Origin of the sequence: Pseudocolwellia antarctica, assembly GCF_049933045.1 — a bacterium.
Classification (GTDB): domain Bacteria; phylum Pseudomonadota; class Gammaproteobacteria; order Enterobacterales; family Alteromonadaceae; genus Pseudocolwellia.
Genome location: NZ_CP187926.1, coordinates 845,195 through 866,822 on the forward strand (window position 1 = coordinate 845,195; position 21,628 = coordinate 866,822).

At 35.8% G+C, this 21,628-nt stretch carries 17 protein-coding genes; 14 read left to right on the top strand and 3 right to left on the bottom strand.

Annotated features, from left to right (window positions below; all coding sequences use genetic code 11):
* The first annotated feature begins 2 nt into the window (after positions 1–2).
* From ispC to tilS, 12 genes are all read left to right on the top strand, one after another.
* Positions 3–1,259 carry a 1-deoxy-D-xylulose-5-phosphate reductoisomerase gene (gene ispC / locus ACPUVN_RS03690; RefSeq protein WP_426369987.1) on the top strand — a complete coding sequence of 419 codons (1,257 nt, stop codon included), beginning with the start codon at positions 3–5 and terminating at the stop codon, positions 1,257–1,259.
* 1 nt (position 1,260) lies between these two features.
* Positions 1,261–2,616, top strand: coding sequence for a sigma E protease regulator RseP (rseP, locus tag ACPUVN_RS03695; RefSeq protein WP_426369988.1), 1,356 nt, complete (start codon positions 1,261–1,263; stop codon positions 2,614–2,616).
* Between the two features lie 53 nt (positions 2,617–2,669).
* On the top strand, positions 2,670–5,129 hold the full coding sequence (gene bamA, locus ACPUVN_RS03700; RefSeq protein ID WP_426357953.1) for an outer membrane protein assembly factor BamA: 2,460 nt from the start codon (positions 2,670–2,672) through the stop codon (positions 5,127–5,129).
* 74 nt (positions 5,130–5,203) lie between these two features.
* Complete coding sequence (locus tag ACPUVN_RS03705) at positions 5,204–5,722, top strand: OmpH family outer membrane protein (protein ID WP_426357952.1); 519 nt, start codon at positions 5,204–5,206, stop codon at positions 5,720–5,722.
* Between the two features lie 2 nt (positions 5,723–5,724).
* A complete protein-coding gene (gene lpxD / locus ACPUVN_RS03710; protein WP_426357951.1) occupies positions 5,725–6,759 on the top strand; it encodes a UDP-3-O-(3-hydroxymyristoyl)glucosamine N-acyltransferase in 1,035 nt (344 codons plus the stop codon).
* A 59-nt stretch (positions 6,760–6,818) separates the two neighbouring features.
* The gene (gene fabZ / locus ACPUVN_RS03715) at positions 6,819–7,271 is read left to right on the top strand and encodes a 3-hydroxyacyl-ACP dehydratase FabZ (RefSeq protein WP_426369989.1); all 453 of its coding nucleotides are present in this window, start codon (positions 6,819–6,821) and stop codon (positions 7,269–7,271) included.
* Between the two features lie 30 nt (positions 7,272–7,301).
* Positions 7,302–8,072 carry an acyl-ACP--UDP-N-acetylglucosamine O-acyltransferase gene (lpxA, locus tag ACPUVN_RS03720; protein ID WP_426357950.1) on the top strand — a complete coding sequence of 257 codons (771 nt, stop codon included), beginning with the start codon at positions 7,302–7,304 and terminating at the stop codon, positions 8,070–8,072.
* A gap of 75 nt (positions 8,073–8,147) precedes the next feature.
* On the top strand, positions 8,148–9,293 hold the full coding sequence (lpxB, locus tag ACPUVN_RS03725) for a lipid-A-disaccharide synthase (protein ID WP_426370548.1): 1,146 nt from the start codon (positions 8,148–8,150) through the stop codon (positions 9,291–9,293).
* A gap of 16 nt (positions 9,294–9,309) precedes the next feature.
* Positions 9,310–9,993 carry a ribonuclease HII gene (gene rnhB, locus ACPUVN_RS03730; RefSeq protein WP_426369990.1) on the top strand — a complete coding sequence of 228 codons (684 nt, stop codon included), beginning with the start codon at positions 9,310–9,312 and terminating at the stop codon, positions 9,991–9,993.
* A 44-nt stretch (positions 9,994–10,037) separates the two neighbouring features.
* Entirely contained in the window at positions 10,038–13,547 is a 3,510-nt protein-coding gene (gene dnaE / locus ACPUVN_RS03735) for a DNA polymerase III subunit alpha (RefSeq protein ID WP_426360574.1), read from the top strand.
* 41 nt (positions 13,548–13,588) lie between these two features.
* On the top strand, positions 13,589–14,545 hold the full coding sequence (gene accA, locus ACPUVN_RS03740; RefSeq protein WP_426369991.1) for an acetyl-CoA carboxylase carboxyl transferase subunit alpha: 957 nt from the start codon (positions 13,589–13,591) through the stop codon (positions 14,543–14,545).
* 96 nt (positions 14,546–14,641) lie between these two features.
* A complete protein-coding gene (tilS, locus tag ACPUVN_RS03745; protein ID WP_426369992.1) occupies positions 14,642–16,087 on the top strand; it encodes a tRNA lysidine(34) synthetase TilS in 1,446 nt (481 codons plus the stop codon).
* Positions 16,088–16,615: 528 nt separating this feature from the next.
* On the opposite strand, the gene sstT is transcribed toward tilS, so the two are convergent.
* Entirely contained in the window at positions 16,616–17,839 is a 1,224-nt protein-coding gene (gene sstT / locus ACPUVN_RS03750) for a serine/threonine transporter SstT (protein ID WP_426357946.1), read from the bottom strand.
* A 227-nt stretch (positions 17,840–18,066) separates the two neighbouring features.
* Between sstT and ACPUVN_RS03755 the strand changes: the two genes are divergently transcribed.
* On the top strand, positions 18,067–18,636 hold the full coding sequence (locus ACPUVN_RS03755; protein ID WP_426357945.1) for a PhnA domain-containing protein: 570 nt from the start codon (positions 18,067–18,069) through the stop codon (positions 18,634–18,636).
* Between the two features lie 120 nt (positions 18,637–18,756).
* On the opposite strand, the gene ACPUVN_RS03760 is transcribed toward ACPUVN_RS03755, so the two are convergent.
* Together ACPUVN_RS03760 and ACPUVN_RS03765 are read right to left on the bottom strand one after the other, a co-directional pair.
* A complete protein-coding gene (locus ACPUVN_RS03760; RefSeq protein ID WP_426369993.1) occupies positions 18,757–19,110 on the bottom strand; it encodes a PilZ domain-containing protein in 354 nt (117 codons plus the stop codon).
* Between the two features lie 725 nt (positions 19,111–19,835).
* Positions 19,836–20,804, bottom strand: a complete 969-nt coding sequence (locus ACPUVN_RS03765; RefSeq protein WP_426357943.1) for a rhodanese-related sulfurtransferase — start codon at positions 20,802–20,804, stop codon at positions 19,836–19,838.
* Positions 20,805–21,270: 466 nt separating this feature from the next.
* On the opposite strand from ACPUVN_RS03765, the gene ACPUVN_RS03770 reads away from it, so the two are divergent.
* Entirely contained in the window at positions 21,271–21,444 is a 174-nt protein-coding gene (locus tag ACPUVN_RS03770; RefSeq protein ID WP_426357942.1) for a DUF3545 family protein, read from the top strand.
* Positions 21,445–21,628 lie beyond the last annotated feature (184 nt).

The window sequence follows — 21,628 nt, forward strand, 5'->3', positions numbered from 1 at the left end:
TTGTGTCAGAAATAAAAAATGCTGTACGTCGTTTATGTATTTTAGGTGCGACGGGATCCATTGGTTTAAGTACATTAGATGTTGTTCGCAGACATCCTGAAAAGTTTACTGTTGTGAGTTTATCTGCTCATTCAAGTGTTGATGTGTTATTGACTCAATGTATTGAGTTTTTACCTGAAACGGTTGTTATGGTTTCAAAAACTCATGCAGAACAATTAGAAAAACGATTACTTGAAAAAAACCTAGGTCACATCAATGTTTTATCAGGTGCTCAAGCATTAGAAACTATTTCACGAGATGAAAATGTTGATACTGTAATGGCTGCTATTGTTGGTGCGTCAGGTTTACTACCAACTTTGGCTGCAGTTAATGCAGGTAAGCGTGTTTTACTTGCGAACAAAGAAGCGCTTGTTACGTCTGGTGCTATTTTTATCGAAGCCGTTAAGGCAAGTGGCGCTCAACTTATCCCAATAGATAGTGAACATAATGCTATTTTTCAGTGCTTACCTATTGAAGCTCAAAATACTCCCGGTTATTGTAACCTATCAGAAAATGGTATTAGTAAAATACTATTAACAGGCTCTGGCGGGCCTTTTAGAACTTTTAGCGTTGAACAATTAGATAGTGTAACTGTTGAGCAGGCTTGTGCTCATCCTAATTGGGATATGGGACAAAAAATATCAGTAGATTCAGCTACTATGATGAATAAAGGCTTAGAGTTCATTGAAGCTAAATGGTTATTTAATGTTGAGCCTGAAGATATTCAAGTGGTTCTTCATCCTCAAAGTACTATACATTCTATGGTTCAATATAAAGACGGTTCTGTTATTGCGCAAATGGGTAATCCTGATATGCGTACGCCTATTGCTCATGCTTTATCTTTTCCTGAAAGAATAGAGTCAGGTGTTGAGCCGCTTGATTTTTTTAACACGCCTTCATTTGAATTCCAAGATGTTGATTACGTAAAATATCCAAATCTAAAATTAGCTATTGAAGCCTGTAAAAATGGCCAGGGTGCATGTACAGCACTTAATGCTGCTAATGAAATAGCAGTAGATGCTTTTTTGAACAAAAAAATAAAGTTTACTGATATATACAAAATAAATGAAACTTCTGTGAATAAATTTGTCTCAGAAGAGGTAACTTCAATAGATGATGTAATGAGTTTAGATCATCGTGTTAGAGAATTTACCAAAGATTTATTAACTCAATACGATATGGAAGATAATTGCGATAACATGAATAGAGATAACCATTAATATGTTTGTATTTTTATGGAACTTAGCTTCGTTTGTTATTGCATTGGGTATATTAATTACCGTACATGAATATGGTCACTTTTGGGTGGCACGTAAGAATGGCGTTAAGGTACAAAAATTTTCAATCGGCTTTGGTAAAACTTTGTGGAGTAAGATAGGTAAAGACGGTACTGAATACGTTATCGCTTTAATTCCTCTTGGCGGTTTTGTTAAAATGTTAGATGATCGTGTTGATGATGTTTTACCTGAAGATCAAGATAAAACCTTTAATGGAAAAAACGTTTATCAGCGTATAGCTATTATAGCTGCAGGCCCTTTTGCTAACTTTGCTTTCGCCATTGTTGCTTTTTACCTTATGTTTTTGATTGGTGTTCCAAGTATTAAGCCTATTATCGGCAGCATAGAGACTACTTCAATCTCAGCAAAAGCGAATTTACCTGCTAACAGTCAAATAGTAGAAATAGCGGGTAGCAAAATTACAGATTGGCAAGATGTAAACCTTGCCTTGGTTGGTGAAATAGGTAGCCAATCTATAGAATTTAAAACCAAACAAGAAGACAGCGTTAATATAACGACAAGCTTATTAGATACTTCTGGTTGGGCGTTTTCTCCAGATAAAGAGTCAGCATTTACTAGCTTAGGTATCCAACCATTTAGAGCTAAAGTATATAACGAAGTGATTATTGTTCATCCTGATAGCCCCGCAGAAATGTCAGGTGTACAAGTTGGTGATGTACTTCTTGAGCTCAATGGTGTTTCTCTTGAAGGTGATTGGACTGTTTTTTCAAATAAAATTAAAGAATTAGCAGGACAATCGGTAGAAATTAAAGTACAAAGAGGTGGCATTACGCAATTATTAACTGCGGTTCCAAAAGCAGTAGAACGTAATGGCAAAGAAGTTGGATATTTTGGTGTAACACCTAAATCTGATCCTTACCCAGAAAAGTACCGAATTAATACATCTTATGGACCTATTGAAGCTATAGGTCAAAGTGTAGAAAGAACATGGAACTTAGTGGTTTTAAGTTTTGATATGATAGGGAAGTTAATAACAGGCGATGTTTCGGTTAAAAACTTAAGTGGACCAATATCTATAGCACAAGGTGCGGGTAATAGCGCTAATATAGGCTTGGTTTATTTTTTAGGGTTTTTAGCTTTAATTAGTATTAACTTAGGAATAATTAATTTATTACCGCTACCTGTTCTTGATGGTGGGCATTTACTCTATTACGTTATAGAGCTTTTCACTGGGAAACCCGTACCTGAAAAAGTACAAGAGGTTGGGTTTAAATTTGGTACTATTGCACTCCTGTGTTTAATGAGTATCGCTCTGTTTAATGATTTGTCTCGACTTTAGTAAAATTTCGACACTGACTATTCAATAAAAGAAGTAAATAAAGTTTATATTTTATGATGATAAAAAAAATTGCACTAGCTACCATGCTAACTGGTTCTATCACTCCAGCTATAGCTACAGAAGCGTTTAAAGTCGAAGATATTCAAGTTAAAGGGTTGCAACGCGTTGCTGTTGGTGCCGCTTTAACTCATATCCCATTTAATATTGGCGACACGCTAAATGATTATAGAATTTCTCAATCTATAAAATCTTTATACAAGTCAGGTCATTTCAATGATATTGCCGTTTACCGTGATGGTAATGCACTTATCTTTAGAGTCAGAGAAAGAGAAACTATCAGTGAAGTAACTTTTGATGGTAACAAAGACTTAAAAGATGAGCAGCTTATACAAAGCTTAGACGATAGTAATATCAGAGTAGGTGAAACTTTAGATAAAACTATACTTTCTGGTATCGAGCTTGGCTTAGAAGATTTCTACCACAGTGTAGGTAAATATAATGCTGACGTTAATGCAGATATTACTCATTTGCCGCGTAACCGTGTAAAAATCAACTTCGATTTTAAAGAAGGTGATGCTGCAGCCATTGAACAAATTAATATCGTTGGTAATGAATTATTTACTGATGAAGATTTATTAAAAAATATTGAGCTAACATTTGATTCTCCTTGGTGGAATTTTATGGCTCAAGATCGCTATCAAAAACAAACCTTACAAGGTGATATTGAAAGTATTGAAAGTTTCTACTTAGACCGTGGTTACTTACAGTACAAAGTTGATTCTACTCAAGTTTCAATGACACCAGATAAAAAAGCTGTTTACATTACTTTAAACGTAACAGAAGGCGAAACTTACACGATAAGTGAAGTTGAGTTTATTGGTGAATTTCAAGAGTTTGAAAAAACCATTAAAGCGATAACGCCATTAAGAGCTGACAAATTATATAACGGCGCATTAGTAACTTATAACGAAGAAATGATCAGTAAATTTCTTGCTCGTTTTGGTTACGCTTATCCAAAAGTTACAACTATTCCAGAAATTAACGAAGAAGATAAAACCGTTAAGCTTGTTGTATCTGTTGATGTAGGTAAAAGAGTTTATGTTAACCGCATTAACTTTAACGGTAATGATGTAACAGCAGATCGCGTTTTACGTCGTGAAATGCGTCAAATGGAAGGCTCATGGTTATCTAATAACAATGTTGAATCTTCTAAAGCTTGGTTACAACGTCTTCCTTATATGGAAAATGTTGAATTTGAGACGAATAAACTTCCAGGTGAAGATGATTTAGTTGATGTTGACTTCACTGTAAAAGAACAGCCTTCAGGCTCTTTTACTGCTGGTATAGGTTACGGTGATACAACAAAACTTAGCTTAAACGCAGGTATCCAACAAAATAACTTTTTAGGAACAGGTAACACGTTAGGCTTAAGTATTAATACAGTAAGCTACTCGAAAAGTGCAAGTATTTCTTATACGGACCCATACTTTACTACTGATGGTGTATCCCTCGGTGGCAGTATTTTCTATACTGAATTTGATGCCGGTGCTGCTAACCTTGAACAATACAACAGTAAAAAGTTTGGCGTTGGTGTAAATCTTGGTTTTCCAATCAATGAATATATACGCTTAAACTTTGGTTTAAATTATAAAAATGAAACGATTTCTCGCTTACAGTCTTACGAGCAAATTGATGTGTTTTATGATTTATATGCTGATTCAAACGATCCAAGTGCAAAACTTAAGTTTGAAACTTTTGATTTATCTGCAGCAATATCGCGAAATACACTTAACCGTGGTACTTTCCCATCTGCTGGTTCAAATCAAACGTTAACGTTTAAAGTAACTACACCAAATTCTGATTTAAAATACTTTAAGTTGAATTTAGATACCAAATGGTATTTCCCTATATCTCAAGATCAACGTTGGACTTTCTTAACGCGTTTCGAAGCAGGTTATGGTAATGGTTACGGCACTATTAATGGTAATGATCAAATCTTCCCATTCCAAGAAAACTTTAGAGCGGGTGGTGCAGATACATTAAGAGGTTTTGAAACAAACACTGTTGGTCCAAGAGCGATATATCGTAACTCATCAACGATAGCTTCACCTTTTGGTACAGCATGTTGTTTAAGCTCAGATAGCGATACTATTCAAATATCTAGTCGTTCAGTAGGTGGTAATGCCATCGTATTGGCCGGTGTTGAGCTAATTGTACCAACACCATTCTTAGATGAAGGTATGTCTAACAGTGTTCGTACAAGTTTCTTTGCAGATGCAGGTAATGTTTGGGATACTGAGTTTGATTTAAATAGATTTGATGATTTATCTGCCACGCAAAGAAGTTTTATTGATGACTTTGCCGACCCAACAAACTATAAAGCATCAGCAGGTTTATCAATACAATGGTTATCACCTATGGGACCAATGATTTTTAGTTTTGCTAAAACATTGAAGTCTACAGATGACGATGATACAAAATTCTTTACGTTTAATATTGGACAAACCTTTTAAAATAACAATTGATCCCTATATAGTTATAATGATCAGCAATTAAAATAAAATAATGAAATATCTAGGAGAAGAAGTTGAATAAATTTATGAAATCTTTAGTAATGACAACAGCAGCATCAGGAATGTTATTAGCGGGATCTGCGATGGCTGCTGATCAAAAGATTGGTGTTGTTAATTTCCAAGAAATTATGAGTAAAATTCCACAAACAGCTGTAGTGATGCAAAAACTAGAAGCTGAATTTAAAGATGAAAAAGCGGAACTTGCACAGTTAGAAAAAGACATCAAATATTTTCAAGAAAAGAAACAACGTGACGGTGCTTTACTAACACAAAAAGAAAAAGACAAGCTTGATAAAGATATTGGAACTAAGTACCAAGAATATCAAACTAAAGCTGCTGCATTCCAACAAGTAACGGGTGCTCGTCAAAATGAAGAAACAACTAAAATTATCGCATTAGTTCGTCAAGCAATTGATGGCATTGCTAAGTCTGATAAATTTGACTTAATTTTAGAGCAGAAATCAGTTGTTTTCTCTAAGCCTAAAGCAAGCATTACAGATAAAGTTGTAGAACAAATTAGCAAACTTAACTAGTGATGAGCGAAAAATCATTTACGCTGGCTGAAATAGCAAAAGAGATTGGCGCAACTGTTAACGGCGATGAAAATTGTGAAGTTAACAGTTTAGCGACTTTGTTGAATGCTCAGCCAGGGCAGATAGCTTTTTTAGCTAACAAAAAATATCGTCAACAACTTAATGATACCAAAGCAAGCGCGGTTATTATTACTGCCGATTGTTTAGAAGATGCCCCAACAAACGCATTAGTCATGGATAACCCTTATCTTGGTTATGCGCTTGCTGCTCAATTACTTGATACAACACCAAAACCTTCTACTAGCATACATCCTTCAGCTGTTATTGATTCAACAGTCACCTTAGGCAATAACGTTTCTGTAGGAGCTAATGCTGTTATAGAGGCTGGTGTAGTGCTTTCAGATAATGTATCAATTGGTGCTGGTTGTTTTATTGGTCGAAATGCAACAATTGGTAACAATAGTGCAATGTGGGCTAATGTGAGCATTTATCATGAAGTTAAGATTGGTAGCGGTTGCTTAATTCAAGCTAATACCGTTATTGGCTCTGATGGTTTTGGTTACGCACCCGTAAAAGGTAAATGGCTGAAAATACCTCAGTTAGGCTCCGTTATTATTGGTAATAATGTTGAAGTTGGCGCAAGTACGACTATTGACCGTGGTGCTTTAGACGATACTATTATTGAAGATAATGTGATTTTAGATAATCAAATTCAAATAGCCCATAATGTAACTATAGGTGCAGGTACAGCAATGGCTGCATGTAGTGTTATTGCAGGTAGCACGACTATAGGAAAGAATTGTACTATTGCTGGTTTAGTAGGTATCAACGGACATATCAATGTAACTGATAATTGTATGTTTACTGGTATGGCAATGGTAACTAAATCAATCAATGAAGCAGGCGTTTATTCTTCTGGTATGCCAGTCACTCCAAATAAAGAGTGGAACAAGATGAATGCTCGTATTCGACGCTTAGATAGTATGTCAAAACGCCTAAGTACATTAGAATCTGAAATATTAGAAAAAAAGAAGTAATTTAGAGTATTTATTTGTTAAAATATGGCTAATTAAATTACTTCATAAGGAAGAATGAATTGGAATCTCAAAAAAATGAGTTAAACGTTCATGAAATTCAAGAGTTAATCCCTCACCGTTACCCAATGTTACTTGTTGATCGTGTTTTAGATTTTGAACCGGGTAAAACCCTTCATGCAATCAAAAATGTGACATTCAACGAACCTGTCTTTATGGGACATTTCCCTGAACTTGCTATTTTCCCTGGAGTGTTAATACTTGAAGCATTAGCACAAGCAACAGGCATTTTAGGTTTTAAATCTAGCGAAGGTCGTGAAGATGGTGAAATGTATTTATTTGCGTCTATAGATAATGCACGTTTTAAACAACCTGTTGTTCCTGGCGACACTATGCATTTGCATGTTGAGTTCTTGAAAGAACGTCGTGGTATGTGGAAATTTCATGGTGAAGCTAAAGTAAACGGAAAAATTGTTTGTTCAGCTGATCTCATGTGTGCAAGACGTAAGCTTTAAACCGATTTAAACAGTATAAGTGGTGAAAAAATGATTCACGAACAAGCTATTATTGAACCAGGTGCGGTTATTGGTAAAAACGTAACTATTGGTCCTTGGACATATATTAGTAAAAATGTTGTTATTGGTGACGATTGCGTAATTAGTTCGCATGTTGTTATCAACGGACCTACACGAATCGGTAAAGGAAATCGTATTTTTCAATTCGCTAGTATCGGCGAAGACTGTCAAGATTTGAAATATGCAGGTGAGCATACAGAATTAGTTATTGGTGATAATAATACCTTTAGAGAAAGCTGTACTATTCATCGCGGAACAGTTCAAGATAACAGTTTAACTAAAATAGGTAGCAATAACCTATTTATGGCTTATACCCATGTCGCGCATGATTGTGTTGTAGGGAATCACTGTATTCTTGCAAACAACGCTTCAATTGCTGGTCATGTACATGTAGGTGATCATGTTATTTTAGGTGGTATGTCAGGTGTTCATCAATTTTGTCATATTGGTGCCCATAGTTTTATCGCTGCTAATGCATTAGTGTTAAAAGATGTTCCTCCATATGTTATGGCGTCAGGGCAACCAGCTAAACCATTTGGATTAAATTCTGAAGGTCTTAAGCGTCGTGGTTTTGATAAGGATGTTATCTTAACTATCAAACGTGCATATAAAGCTGTGTACAGAAAAGGTTTGTCAGCTGATGATGCGATTGAAGAAATTCAAAAGCTAGCGGATAATATGCCTGAATTAACTTTATTCTCTGATTTTATTCGAGATTCAAGCCGCGGTGTTATTCGTTAAATACCGCACATTCTTTGCCTATAGAGTATAAGAAATATTGTGACTCATCCTATAGAAGAAACTAATCAGAAAAATATACCATCAACATCAAAGCCTGTTATAGGTATTGTTGTTGGTGAACATTCTGGTGATACTTTAGGCGAAGGTTTGATTATCGCGCTTAAACGTAACTATCCTAATGCTAAGTTCGTTGGCATTGGTGGTCCTAAAATGCTTAATCAAGGCTTTGAAAGTTTATTCGCTATGGATGAGCTTTCTGTTATGGGCATTGTTGAGGTTTTAGGGCGTTTAAAGCGCCTATTACATGTCCGAAAAAGTGTTTTACAATACTTTACTGACAATAAACCTGATGTGTTTATTGGTATAGATGCACCTGACTTTAATTTAACTTTAGAAGAAAAATTAAAACAGAAAGGCATTAAAACAGTGCAATACGTCAGTCCTTCGGTTTGGGCTTGGCGTGAAAAACGTATTTTTAAAATAGCACGCGCAACTCATATGGTTTTATCATTACTACCATTTGAAAAGAAATTTTATGATAAGCACAATGTCCCATGTACGTTTGTTGGACATTCGTTAGCAGATGACATCCCGTTAATTTCTAATAAATCAGAAGCCAGAGACAGCCTTAACTTACCTCATGACCGTAAAATTCTCGCATTAATGCCTGGAAGTCGCGGTGGTGAACTTGCCAAGTTAGTTGAACCTTTTTTACAAAGTGCTTTGAAACTCGCAGAACAAGATAAAGACTTAATATTTGTTGCTCCGATGATCAGTCAAAAAAGAGCTGAGCAATTTATTACTCTTAAAAATGAAATAGCGCCAAATTTACCTATTGAAATTATTATTAATCAAACTCATAAAGTAATGACAGCTAGTGATTGTTTATTAACAGCTTCTGGAACAGTAACACTTGAAGCAGCATTGATTAAACGTCCTATGGTTATCACTTATAAGTTTAACTTTATTACCTATATGCTCGCTAAATGGTTAGTTAAGCTTAAATGGTTTTCGTTGCCTAACTTGTTAGCTAACGAAACCTTAGTACCTGAACTACTGCAAGACGAAGTGGTTCCAGAAAAAATAGTACCGTTGCTACAAAAGTTTTTAAATGAAGATCAATCTAGTTTGAATGATAAATTTATGAAAATTCATCATAGCCTTAAACAAGATGCCAGTGAAAAAGCAGCACAAGCAGTAATTGAATTAATAGAATTATGAGCGAGTTAATAGAGTCATGAGTGAAACCATCACTGCAAAGCCTGAAAAGAAGCCAGCTAAAAAACCTAAAGTTATTTTTCCTCCGTTTGAATATCCTTTAGCTTACTGTATTGCAGGCGTAGATGAAGTGGGTCGTGGACCATTAGTTGGTGATGTAGTTACTGCAGCGGTAATACTTGATCCCGATAATCCTATTGAAGGTTTAAAAGATTCTAAAAAGCTTTCTGAAAAAAAACGCCCAATATTGGCTGAAGAAATTAAGAAAAATGCTATTGCTTGGGCAATAGGTAGAGCTACCCCTGAAGAAATTGATACCCTCAATATTCTTCACGCCACCATGTTAGCCATGCAGAGAGCAGTACAAGGGCTTAAGGTCACACCTGATTTTGTATTAGTTGATGGCAACAGATGCCCTGTATTTTTAAGTGAGAATGGTCAAGTCGATACACAAGCCGTGGTAAAAGGTGATGATAGAGTGGCTGAAATCAGTGCGGCCTCTATTTTAGCTAAAGTTGCCCGTGATGAAGAAATGGTGGCGCTTGATAAGTTACATCCAGAATACGGGTTTGCTCAGCATAAAGGTTATCCAACCAAAGCGCATTTAGAAAAAATTATTGAGCATGGTGTTTTAGATTGTTACCGAGCCAGTTTCAAACCTGTAGCAAAAGTTATTCAAGAGCAAGGGGTTAACAAACCTTAATGTCTGATAATACACCTGAAACATCTAACGGTTCTACTGAACTTATGGCAGCAGAAAGCTTAGAGCCTGTTGCTAAAGACCCTAAATTTGTCCATTTAAGACTTCATACCGATTTCTCTATGTGCGATGGCTTAAATAAAGTTAAGCCTATTGTTGCTAGAGCAGCAGACTTAGGCATGCCTGCCTTAGCTATTACAGATCAAACCAACCTTTGTGGTTTAGTTAAATATTATCATGCGACACATGGCGCAGGTATAAAGCCAATTATTGGTTGTGATTTTTGGGTTAAAAGTGACGAGTTAGAAGGCGAATTATTTCGCCTTGTTGTGCTGGCATCTAATAACAAAGGTTATAAAAACCTCACCGAACTTATTTCTAATGCTTATCTTCGAGGTCATATTCAAGACCGAGCGGTTATCGATAAAAGCTGGTTAGTTGATTACTCTGAAGGTTTAATTCTTTTATCAGGTGGTCGAGAAGGTGATATAGGTAAAGCCTTAACCAAAGGGAACATGGAATTAGTTGGTGAAATGATTTCTTTTTATCAAGAGAATTTTCATAACAATTTCTTTTTAGAACTTATTCGCACGGGTCGAGAAAACGAAGAAACCTATTTACATTTAGCTGTAGAAGCGGCTGAAAAATACCAACTTCCTGTTGTTGCTACTAATGAAGTGGTTTTCTTAAAAGAAGAAAACTTTGACGCACATGAGATACGTGTTGCGATTCATGACGGTTTCACATTAGATGACAAGCGTCGTCCAAAACGTTACAGCAAAGAACAATATTTACGTTCTGAAGAGGAAATGTGTGAGCTATTTTCAGATATTCCAGAAGCATTAGCTAACAGTGTTGAGATTGCAAAACGCTGTAATGTAACAGTAACCTTAGGTGAATATGTTTTACCTGACTTTCCTACTGAAGGTTTATCGATAGAAGACTTTTTAGTTAAAGTTTCTGAAGAAGGTTTGCAAGAACGACTTGAATTTCTATTTGATAAAGATGCGCCAGATTTTGCAGAAAAACGTAAACCTTACGATGAACGTTTAGCGATAGAGCTAAAAGTAGTGAACGAAATGGGTTTTCCTGGCTACTTTTTGATCGTAATGGAGTTTATTCAATGGAGTAAAGATAACAATATTCCTGTTGGTCCTGGACGTGGGTCAGGGGCAGGGTCATTAGTTGCTTATGCTCAAAAAATTACTGACTTAGATCCTCTTGAATACGATTTGCTTTTCGAACGTTTCTTAAATCCTGAACGTGTATCAATGCCCGATTTTGATATCGATTTTTGTATGGATAGGCGTGATGAAGTTATTGATCACGTAGCAGAACTTTATGGTCGTGATGCTGTATCTCAAATTATTACCTTTGGTACGATGGCTGCGAAAGCGGTGATCCGTGATGTGGGTCGTGTACTTGGTCATCCTTATGGCTTTGTTGATCGTATTTCAAAATTAATTCCTGGAGATCCAGGGATGACATTGGCTAAAGCCTTTGAAATTGAGCCTAAGTTACCTGAAGTTTATGCGCAAGATTCTGATGTAAAAGATCTCATCGACATGTGTCGTATATTAGAAGGTACGACGAGAAACGCGGGTAAACATGCGGGTGGTGTTGTTATATCACCTACAACCATTACTGATTTTGCACCACTTTATTGTGATGACGAAGGTAAAAACCCTGTTACACAGTTTGATAAAAACGATGTTGAAGATGCAGGTTTAGTTAAATTCGATTTCTTAGGTTTAAGAACGCTTACTATTTTACAGTGGGCGATCGAAATGGCAGATGAAAAGTTATTAAAAGCGGGTAAAGAACCGATTGATATTACTCGTATTCATCTTGAAGATCCTGCCAGTTTTAAAGTTCTGCTAAATTCTGAAACCACTGCTGTATTCCAATTGGAATCAAGTGGTATGAAATCATTAATCGCCAAACTAAAACCCGATTGCTTTGAAGATATCATCGCACTGGTAGCTTTATTTAGACCCGGTCCATTGCAATCAGGCATGGTTGATAACTTTATCGAGCGTAAGCATGGTCGTGAAGCGGTTAGTTATCCTGATGAAACATGGCAACATTTAGACCTTAAACCGATACTAGAACCTACATACGGCATTATCTTGTATCAAGAACAAGTTATGCAAATAGCACAGGTTTTAGCGGGTTACTCGTTAGGTGGAGCAGATATGCTCCGTCGTGCTATGGGTAAGAAAAAACCAGAAGAAATGGCAAAGCAGCGTGCAGGTTTTGAGCAAGGCGCTAAAGATCGTGGTGTTGATGGCGAATTAGCCATGAAGATTTTCGATTTAGTGGAAAAATTCGCTGGTTATGGTTTTAACAAATCACATTCAGCAGCTTATGCATTAGTTTCATATCAAACATTGTGGATGAAAACCCATTTCCCTGCGCCGTTTATGGCTGCTGTAATGTCTGCTGATATGGATAATACCGATAAAATTGTTACACTAGTTGATGAATGTGGAAACATGAATATTGATATTCTTCCACCTGACGTTAACGCAGGTCATTATAAGTTTACGGTAAATGAAGATAATCAAATCGTTTATGGCATTGGTGCTATTAAAGGTGTTGGTGAAGGCCCGATAGAAGCGATTATAAAAGCGCGTAAAGAGGGCGGCCCTTTTGTTGATTTATTTGATTTTTGTGCACGTTTAGATCTTAAGAAAACCAATAAAAGGGTACTTGAAAAACTTGTGAAAGCAGGTGCTATGGACAATTTAGGTCCGCATCGAGCTGCCTTGTTTGACACCTTACCTGAAGCCATTAAAGCTGCTGATCAGCATGCAAAAGCACAAGCATTAGGTCAAGATGATTTATTTGGTTTAATTAATGAAGAACCTGAAGATACCAGGCAAGCGTTTAAAACCATTGTTAAATGGCCAGAAGAAGTTTGGTTAAATGGCGAAAAAGAAACTTTAGGGTTATACCTAACAGGTCACCCTATAAATCGTTTCTTGTCTGAAATAAAACATTACGCTAGTGGTCGCTTAGTTAGTATGCAACCCACCAATAAAGATAAGACCACAGTTGCTGTCGGTTTGGTGTTAGGCGTAAGAATTATGGTGAATAAACGTGGTCGTAAATGGGCATTAGTTACATTAGATGACAAAAGTGCACGTATTGATATTCGACTTTTTCCTGATGATTATGATACCTTTGCCGAGTTACTTGTTGCAGATGCTATTTTAGTATGTAGTGGACTGGTCAGCTTTGATGAATATTCTGGTGGCATTACAATGACCGCCCGAGATATAATGACCATTGCTGATGCAAGAGAAAACTATGTCACATCTCTCGATATTAATGTTAAACGTACAGCTATTAATAATAATTTTATAGAAAGTTTTTCTCAGGTACTGTCTCCTTTTAAAGATGGTACTTGCCCTATACGGGTATTTTACGAGCGTGAAGAAGCGCACGGAATGCTTGAATTAGGCGTACAATGGCGAGTTACTCCAGAAGATGCTTTATTGCATGAACTAAGGACACTACTTGGTGAAGAGTGCTTAGCGTTACAATTTAAATAAGAGTTGTCTAACACAGCTCAAAGACTTAGGTAAAAATTAACATGTCATTAGATTTTTTAGACTTCGAACAGCCAATCTCTGAGCTTGAAGCGAAAATTAAAGAATTAGAGTCGGTAAATTCTGGGCAAGTACTTGATTTAGATCTTGAAGAACAAATTAACCAGTTGCGCGGCAAAAACAAAGAATTAACGAAAAAGATTTTCGCTAATCTTGACCCTTGGCAAACAGCACGTGTGGCACGTCATCCACAACGTCCTTATACACTTGATTATATTGAGCGTATGTTTACTGAGTTTGATGAATTAGCAGGTGATCGTGCTTACGCAAACGATAGAGCTATTGTTGCTGGTACAGCAAGATTAGACGGTATGCCTGTAATGATCATTGGTCATCAGAAAGGTCGTTCTACTAATGAAAAAGTTAAACGTAACTTTGGTATGCCTCGTCCAGAAGGTTACCGTAAAGCATTACGTTTAATGAAGATGGCAGAGCGTTTCAATATGCCAATCATCACGTTTATTGATACTCCAGGTGCTTATCCTGGTATTGGCGCTGAAGAGCGTGGTCAATCAGAAGCTATCGCAACTAACTTAAAAGTTATGGCGCGCTTAACTGTTCCTATCATCTGTACTGTAATTGGTGAAGGTGGTTCTGGTGGTGCTTTAGCAATTGGTGTTGGCGATAGAGTTAACATGTTGCAATATTCTACTTACTCAGTAATTTCTCCAGAAGGTTGTGCTTCAATCTTATGGAAAACCGCTGAAAAAGCACCATTAGCAGCTGAAGCTATGGGTATAACTGCACATCGTATTAAAGAATTAGAATTAATCGATAATGTTGTTGAAGAGCCTTTAGGTGGCGCGCATAGAGATATGGATTTTATGGCTGAATGCTTGAAGCAAGAAATAAAAAGCAACTTAGCTGAGTTAACTGACTTATCTAAAGAAGACTTAATTGAAGCACGTTACAATCGTTTAATGTCTTACGGTTACTGTTAATTTAACAGCCTGAATAATTTTCTAGCTTTAACGAGTCATATGATGAGTTAAAGCTAGTTTATATTCTAGAACGTACCAAAGAGTAAGCTAATCCGCATGTCATTAGAATCCACTCTACATAATTTTTTAACTTCTTACCCTGACTCACATCTTATTATCGCTTATAGCGGTGGTATCGATTCTCAAGTTCTATTGCACGCTTTAGCAAATATTAAAAAACATTCATCAGATAACGCAATTCATATTTCTAATTCTGTCAGTGTTTGTCATGTTAATCATGGATTAAGCGAAAACGCCGAACAATGGGAAATCTTTGCTAAAGAGCAATGTGATTTACGTCAATTTTCTTTAGATATTTGTCGTGTTCATATAAATATTAAAGCACAACAAAGTATTGAAGAGCTTGCTAGAGACGCAAGATACGACGCGATAAAAGCCTTAATTACAGAAAAAAAACTCAGTAATGTGATTGTTCTCACTGGGCATCATAGTGATGACCAAGCTGAAACTTTTTTGTTGGCGTTAAAACGCGGCTCAGGTCTTAAAGGTTTATCAGCCATGAAGCACACAATGGCTTTTGGAGACGCATTACTAGCAAGACCATTACTTAATCTTTCTAGAAGCCAAATAGAAGCTTATGCGCACGATAATGGACTTTCTTGGATTGAAGATGAATCAAATGATGATGTTCGTTTTGATCGTAATTTTATTCGTCACCATGTTATGCCTAAAATCACCGATAGATGGCCAAGCTTTTTAAAAACCATTAATCGAAGTGCTGAGCATTGCCAAGAAGCTGAATCACTCTTGGTTGAATTAGCACAACAAGATTTACATAGTATTCAAACCGCGGACAAATGTTTGTCGTTAACTAAACTACAAGCACTATCACCAGCGCGTTTTAATAACCTTATTCGCTATTTTCTCAGTAGTCATGACGGCTTGATGCCGAGCACCGCACAATTAGCACAATTACAAAGCCAACTGTTTGCTAAAACAGATAAAACACCAGCTGTTAAAGTTGGGGATTATTGGTTAAGACGTTTCAAGGACAATGTTTATCTTACAGGTGAACTACAAGATATTACTGAAGTGATTTTGCCAATCAAGTTAGATGAACTTACGTTATCATCGAAGACTCTTATTGAATTACCTGATGGTTTAGGTCAATTAACATTTGAACTTCAAGGTTTATCTAACCGTATTAATTTTGCTGCACACGAACAAGAACAAGAACAAGAACATGAGCAGGAAGGCGAAGATAAAAATAAGGCGAGCCAAGGTATTGTTGCTCCACTTATAAATCAAACAGTAAGTATTCGTTTTTCTCATAACAATCCCACTTGTACGCCAGATTACCGACAACATTCGCGTTCATTAAAAAAGATTTTACAAGAACTAGAACTACCTACTTGGGAACGTAAACGTTTACCTTTCTTATATTACAATGAAGAACTTGTTGCTGTAATTGGGTACTTTGTTTGTAAAGAATACCTCCCAACGGAAACTGATAATATATTAAGTGCCTCTTGGCTAAAATGAGTTGTTTAAAGCTCAGTTGTCTAAAACTAAGCTATCTACAGTTAACGAATTAAAACACGTTAGCTAATACCAAACGGATTAATTTATTGCTCACTTAGCGAGAATTTAAAGGCTTAGAGGCACAGGTTCATAGTTCTAGACTGAACCTAAGCACCTACATCCATGTAGGCGAGGCATTGATTGAAGAGAATGGTTATTCTCGGTAACTGCTCCTGCGTTACCCTAATGTCCTACATCCATGTAGGAATCTTGTCAAAATCAATAACGCGGCATATGAGTCTTTAAATTCTCGCCCTTCGGGAGCTCATTAGCAAACTGATAACATCACAAAATTAAAAAAATATAGAATAACTATGTTTAATCAATTTTGCTTGTTCTAAGCTTGCTAATGTAGCTCTAAGTTGCTCAATAAATTAATCCGTTTGGTATAAAATATATTTTAAATAACTTCTTTGAAATGAAAACAGCCACTTTAAGTGGCTGTTTTTTTGTTGTTCTTAATTATTATCTACTTAACTATAACTAAGCTTACTTAGATAAGTAATGTGACGCTGCAGCAGTAAATACCACATCTGTTGAGCTATTAAGTGCTGTTTCAGCAGAATCTTGTATCACACCAATAATAAATCCAATCGCTACCACTTGCATAGCCACGTCGTTAGGAATACCAAATAAGCTACAAGCTAATGGGATAAGTAATAAAGACCCACCAGCAACGCCTGAAGAACCACAAGCTGATATAGAAGCCACTACACACAATAATAATGCGGTAGGTAAATCAATAACAATACCTAAGCTATTTGCTGTAGCAAGTGTTAATACTGTTACTGTAATAGCCGCGCCAGCCATATTAATTGCTGAACCTAATGGAATTGAAATTGAGTAAGTATCTTCATGCAAGTTAAGTTTCTTACATAGCGCTAAGTTAATTGGAACGTTTGCTGCTGAGCTGCGGGTGAAAAATGCCGTAATACCTGACTCTTTTAAACAGGTGAAAACTAATGGGAATGGATTTTTTTTCGTTACCATATACACAATAAACGGATTCACAATCAAAGCGATAATTAGCATAGAGCCAACCAATACAGTTAATAGTTGTGCGTATTCTGAGAATACTGAAAACCCTGTACTTGCAATAGTATTAGCAACCAAACCGAAGATACCAATAGGTGCTAAACGAATAACAAACCTTACAATACCCGTAATCGCTTCACTAAAGTCGTGAACCATAGCTTTAGTGCTTTCGTTTGAATGTTTTAATGCAAGCCCTAAACCAATGCCCCAAGCTAAAACAGCGATAAAGTTACCGTTAGTAATGGCTGTTACTGGGTTTTCTACTACTTTAAACGCTAACGTTGTTAGTACTTCACCCAATCCTTGAGGTGGGTTTGCTGTTGCGCCAACAATATCTAAAGTCAATGTTGTAGGAAATAAGAAACTTAATACTACAGCAACACAAGCCGCGCTTAAGGTACCTATAAAATAAAGGAAAATAATAGGTTTTAAGTTAGCGTCATTATTAGGTTTTTGATTGGCTATAGAAGACATAACTAAAACAAAAATAAGTACAGGGGCTACAGCTTTCAAAGCATTAACAAATAATTGCCCAAGCACAGCAAATGATTGTGCTATATCAGGTGCTACTGTTGCGAATATTGACGCTAATATAATGGCGATAATAATTTGGCTTACTAAGCCCATAGATTTTAATTTGGTAGATAAAGAAGGAGAACCTTCGTTGGCTAGTGTCATGAATTAATCCTAAGTTATTGTTCTTATTTATCAATATATTTTGTATTCATCGAATTTAATATAAATTCTTGAATTATGTGCGTAGTTTTTCTTATTGCAGCCTCAATGTCTACAATAATTCAATTAACTTGATGTTTTTAGTGAGTCTTAGGGACTTGAGACGTTGTTTTTTCACTGGAGCGTCGTATAATTACGCCACTGATATTTTATAACTTCTAGGATGAGAAATGGTAGCGCAAAAAGCTTTAGAGCAACGTAGCAATAACACTTGTGAATTATGTACAGCAACAGAAAAATTAGCTGTATTTCCCGTGCCGCCAACAAGTGATTTAAGTGCTCAACAAAGCATTTTAGTTTGTCATACGTGTTTAGAACAAATTGAAGGCAATGCTGATTTAGATGTAAATCACTGGCGTTGTTTGACAGATAGCATGTGGAATCAAGAACCTGCTGTTCAAGTTATGTCGTACCGTATGTTACATAAACTATCAGCTGAAAGCTGGGCGCAAGATGCTTTAGATATGATTTACATGGAAGACAATGTAAAAACATGGGCAGAGCAAGGTATCGCTGCAGCCGAGCGTGAAGGTCCAACAAGAGATAGTAATGGCGCTGAATTGCAAGATGGTGATGATGTTACTTTGATTAAAGACTTAAAAGTAAAAGGTGCAAACTTTACCGCTAAGCAAGGGACTTTAGTGCGTGGTATTACGTTAACAGACAACCCTGAACACATTGAAGGGAAAGTTAATGGTACACGTATTGTATTAGTTGCGAGTTACCTTAAAAAAGCCTAATTAAATCTTATAATTTTAGATTTTTTTAATTTCTAGGTTATTCACGAGCTTTATAGATTAGCTATAAAGCTTATTTTACTTGTTCAGTAGTTCACCTAAACCAGTATTTTATCTAAATCATTATTGAACACTCTTAATACATTCAAATAATAAATTGTCTATTTCCTTATCAGGGTGATCTTTATAATATTGAATGCCGCATTCTGAATCATTATCTAAACGTTTAATTACCCCTTTTATTGTTACAGGTAAGCCTGACTTAGGCATAAGTAAATTAATTTTAATTTTAATTTTACTTTTAGCTATATTCTCAGGCATAGCAGAAAAAAGTTTTATTTTTATGCCTGCCATACTCATATCAAGCACCTGACCTTCTAAATGTATTTCAGTATCATCAGTAGGCGTAAAAATCGTAATGTTTGCTGTTAAGCTTTGTGGTTTAACTCTTGCGTGTTTTCTATTATCTATATTCATATGATTATTTCCTTTAATGAATACAGAACAGTATAGTTCAAATTTTTGATAACGTTAGTTTATAGCTGTGCTACAGCTAGGTTTTAGCTCTAGTGTGATTATTTATTACTGTTGAGTTTTATAAAAAATTTATAATTATATTGCTGTGTTGTGAGATGAAGGTATGGGATAGAGGAGTGGTTTATTTAAGTACAACAATCCGACAAAAATATTGTTGTACTTAGTAATACCAAACGGATTAATTTATTGAGCAACTTAGAGCTACATTAGCAAGCTTAGAACAAGCAAAATTGATTAAACATAGTTATTCTATATTTTTTTAATTTTGTGATGTTATCAGTTTGCTAATGAGCTCCCGAAGAGCGAGAATTTAAAGGCTTATATGCCGCGTTATTGATTTTGACAAGGTTCCTACATGGATGTAGGACATTAGGGTAACGCAGGAGCAGTTACCGAGAATAACCATTCTCTCAATCAATGCCTCGCCTACATGGATGTAGGTGCTTAGGTTCAGTATGGAACTATGAACCTGTGCCTCTAAGCCTTTAAATTCTCGCTAAGTGAGCAATAAATTAATCCGTTTGGTATAAGTATCATATTTACCTTTTAAGTGTAAATACGATACTTTTTATCTTTCTGTTTTAGTGAGAGTTAAAATAATTTAGACATCAATATTCATATTCTAGTAAGTAATAGAAAACGATACCTGAGCTAACGTATATCTTTTACTTAGCTGTTTTACGTTCTATTTTTTCTTGGCGTTTCTCTTTTATTAGATGTTTAACATCACCACCAATATGTGTTTCACCACGTTGTTTAGCTAAGTTTACTTGACGTTCACGCTCTCTAAAACCAGAACGTTGCTCATCAGTATATTTGTCGATACAGCGAGGGCAGCTAACACCTTTAACATAAAATTCACTCAGCTTTTCTTCTTCTGTAATTGGAAAGCGACAAGCAAAACATTGATCGTATTGGCCTTGCTCTAAGTTATGATTTACGGCTACTCGGCTATCAAATACAAAACATTCACCTTCCCACATGGTTTCTTCTTGTGGTACTTCTTCTAAGTATTTAAGTACACCACCTTCAAGATGATAAACCTCTTCAAAGCCTTGCTCTTTAAGATAAGCGGTAGACTTTTCACAACGAATTCCGCCCGTACAGAACATAGCGACTTTTTTATGTTTGTTTTTATCTAAGTTCTTTTCAACATACTCTGGAAATTCACGAAAGGTTTCAGTATTAGGATTAACCGCGTTTTGAAAAGTACCTATTTCTACTTCGTAATCATTACGAGTATCTACCAATAAAACATCAGGATCAGAAATCAAAGCATTCCAGTCTTTTGGTTTTACATAAGTGCCCACAGTGAGCGTAGGATCTATGCCTTCAACGCCCATAGTAACAATTTCTTTTTTCAATTTAACTTTTGTACGTTGGAAAGGGTTTTCAGTATTGTAAGCATATTTACAAGACAAAGGAGACAAGCGTTCATCTTGTTCTAAATAGGTGAGCACAGTTTCAATACCTGCTTGTAGACCCGCTATTGTACCGTTAATACCTTCTTGAGCTAAAAGCAGGGTGCCTTTAACTTCATTTTCTTCCATTACTGCGAGTAAAGGAGCTTTTAAACTTTCAAAATTTTCTAAACGAACAAACTTATATAGTGCGCAAACTGTAATTTGACTCATAACGTTACCCATTGAACTAACCAAACCGTAAATTTGGTGCTGTAGATTAATAAAATATACATAATTTATATGTACTTAGATGCTTTTGTAATTAAAAGGTTGTTCCCTTAAAAAAGCGTTGGGGATTCTAGCAAATAATATGCATTAACTAAACAGCAATGAAGCTAATTCACTTGCGATAGATCAAAGTTTAGTGTCATCAACTTGTCATGGTTTAGTAAACGAATTGTCATATTTTGTTTTTACATTAAAGCTGTTGAGTTTTGAGATTGTTTAGCTGCGATTTTTTTGAGCAAAACTATGTGTGAACAAAGTTGTACTTAAATATTTAGTTAAAGTACTGCCCAAACATTAATAGCCGGTATTAAAACGATTGAATCCTACATTATAGGATCACAAAACTTCAACATACCCTAATTGAATTGATGATCAGTAAATTCTAATAACTTTTAAAGAGGTTTTGAAAATGGCTAATTATGATTTATATGCAATAGAAGAATTCATGAGCGAGGAAACTGTTGAAGTGACACCAAAAATAACCACTAAAACGATAACCAGAAAATGGCGTGAAATAGAAAACTTTAAAGAGAATCAAAAGTTACACCGCGAATTGTTAGAATATAGTCAATACGGTTTATAACGTTATACTTAACCTGAACACGGTTTAAGATATTCTTAACTCATTAAAATTATTACTAATAAAACTTAACGATGAAGCAAGTAAAGGTAGCTGTTAGAGAAGAATATATTAAGCCGAGCTCAGCTTACTTAGTCATATCGAGTTATCTCTCGCCATATTAAGCTTTAGATAGCGTGATATTCGT